2 protein-coding genes are annotated in these 2,035 nt (G+C 72.6%); both read right to left on the bottom strand.

The window, feature by feature from the left end:
• Positions 1-14: 14 nt before the first annotated feature.
• Positions 15-1,136: a sensor histidine kinase gene (locus IE239_RS41270; RefSeq protein ID WP_190154577.1), complete on the bottom strand. Its 1,122-nt coding sequence runs from the start codon at positions 1,134-1,136 to the stop codon at positions 15-17.
• Positions 1,136-1,801 carry a response regulator gene (locus tag IE239_RS41265; protein WP_190154578.1) on the bottom strand — a complete coding sequence of 222 codons (666 nt, stop codon included), beginning with the start codon at positions 1,799-1,801 and terminating at the stop codon, positions 1,136-1,138. Before IE239_RS41265 ends, IE239_RS41270 begins: the two co-directional genes overlap by 1 nt.
• Positions 1,802-2,035 lie beyond the last annotated feature (234 nt).

The following is a 2,035-nucleotide window of genomic DNA, read 5'->3' as shown; positions in this document are numbered from 1 at the left end:
CGGGCGGGTGGTGCTCAGGCGGGCCGGGTGGGGGCCCGTAGCTCCGTCGTGTATCCGCCCTGCGGGGTGGGTTCGGCGGTGAGGGTGCCGTCGAGCAGTTCGGCGCGTTCTCTCAGGCCGATCAGGCCGTGCCGGGCGCTGGGCAGGGCGACGGAGGGGCGGGTGGGGGCGGTGTTGGTGACGGTGACGCCGTAGTGCCGCGCGTCGTGCCACAGGCGTACCTCGGCGCGGGCGCCGGGGGCGTGTTTGCGTACGTTCGTGAGGGCTTCCTGGACCGTGCGGTAGACGGTGCGTTGGGCGGTCGTGCTGATGCCGGGCGGGAGTCCGCCGGTCAGGGTGGTCTCGATGCCGCTGTTGGCGATCAGCTGCTGGAGGTCGGCGAGGGTGGGCTGGGGGGTGAGCTCGGTCTCCCTGCCGCCGGAGGCGCGCAGCAGGGTGACCATGTGGCGGAGTTCGTCGAGGGTGTTCACGCTCAGGGTGCGGATGGTGCGGGCGGCGTCGCGTGCGTCGGGGTCCTTGGCGGCGACCTGGAGGGCTCCGGCCTGCACGGCGATCAGGCTGACCTGGTGCGAGACGACGTCGTGCATCTCGCGGGCCAGTTGGGCGCGTTCGCGGGCGAGGACGGTCTGGGCGTACAGGGCGCGTTCGTGCTCGCGGGCCACCTCGACCTCCACGAGCTGGCGGGCCACGTCGTGTCCGGCCTGCACGAGCTGGCCGAACAGGATCGGGGCGAAGGCCGTGGCCAGCGTGTAGACGAACTGGACGAGCGTCCAGGTCCGGTCGCCGGGGAACGTGTCGGACAGGGGCCAGACGAGGGTGCACGCGGCCGTGTTCAGCAGGGCGCAGCCGGCCAGCAGCGGGCGGTTGCGGGTGCGCGTGGCCAGTGTGTACAGGGCGGAGAGCGGCGCGACCGCCACGTCCATGAACAGGGTCATGGGCAGGGTCAGCAGGAAGACCGTCAGGGGGAAGCGTCTGCGCAGGAACAGTCCGGCGCAGCCGAGGGCGGCGCAGGCCCACATGAACGGTGTCGCCTCGCCGTAGAGGTTGATCCAGGCGTCGAGCGCGGCGAGCACGACGAGGCCCGTGCTGACGGCCCAGGGCGGCACCCGCCGCCACAGCGCCTGACCGGTGCTCATCACCGGCGGTCCCGTGCCGTGTCCGCGCCGTGGCCGCTGAGCAGTCCGGCGCGCTCCGCGAGGAGCGCCGCCTGGACGCGGCTGGAGACCCTCAGCTTGGTCAGGATCGAGCTGACGTGGTCCTTGACGGTGCCCGCGCTCAGATGGATGCGGGCGCCGATGTCGGCGTTGGAGAGTCCTTCCGCGATCAGGACGAGGACGTCACGTTCGCGGTCGCTGAGCAGTCTCACGCGGGCCGCCTCCGCGTCCTGGGGCGCGCCCGCCCCCGGATGGCCGCGCAGCAGAGCCCGCGAGGCCTTCGGGGACATCACCACCCCGCCGGCGGCCAGGGTGCGTACGAGCTGGGCGAGTTGTTCGGGCTCGGTGTCCTTGAGGAGGAAGCCCGCGGCTCCCGAGCGCAGCGCGGTCAGGATGTACTCGTCGGTGTCGAAGGTGGTCAGCATGGCCACCGTCGGCGGCTCGGGCAGCGTCTGGATCTCCCTCAGGACGGTCAGGCCGTCCACGTCCGGCATGCGGATGTCGAGGAGCACGACGTCGGGGTGTTCGCGCCGGATCACGTCGGCGGCCTGCGCTCCCGCCGCGGTCGCCACGACCCGGATGCCGTCGGAGGCGTTCAGGATCAGTTCGAACCCGGACCGCACCAGTGCCTCGTCGTCCACCACCACTACCCGGATCACCGGCGTTCCGCCTCACACTCGTCTGCTCTGTCCAGCTTCTCGGCGACCCGTAGGCCCCTGCACCCGCATCGGGGCGTCCACGTTCCCGTACGGTGATCGCTCGCTGTCGACAGTACGTCCGCAACGGCGCGCGGTGATGCGGCCGCTGGGGACGCCCGCCACCCGGCAGGCCGGTCGCAGCCGCTCGGGGGGAGCGCTCCGGCCCGTCGGCGGGCGGGTGGG

The organism is Streptomyces humidus (assembly GCF_014649655.1).
In the GTDB taxonomy this organism is placed as follows: Bacteria; Actinomycetota; Actinomycetes; order Streptomycetales; family Streptomycetaceae; genus Streptomyces; species Streptomyces humidus.
This window is presented reverse-complemented; position numbering and strand designations above follow the sequence as displayed.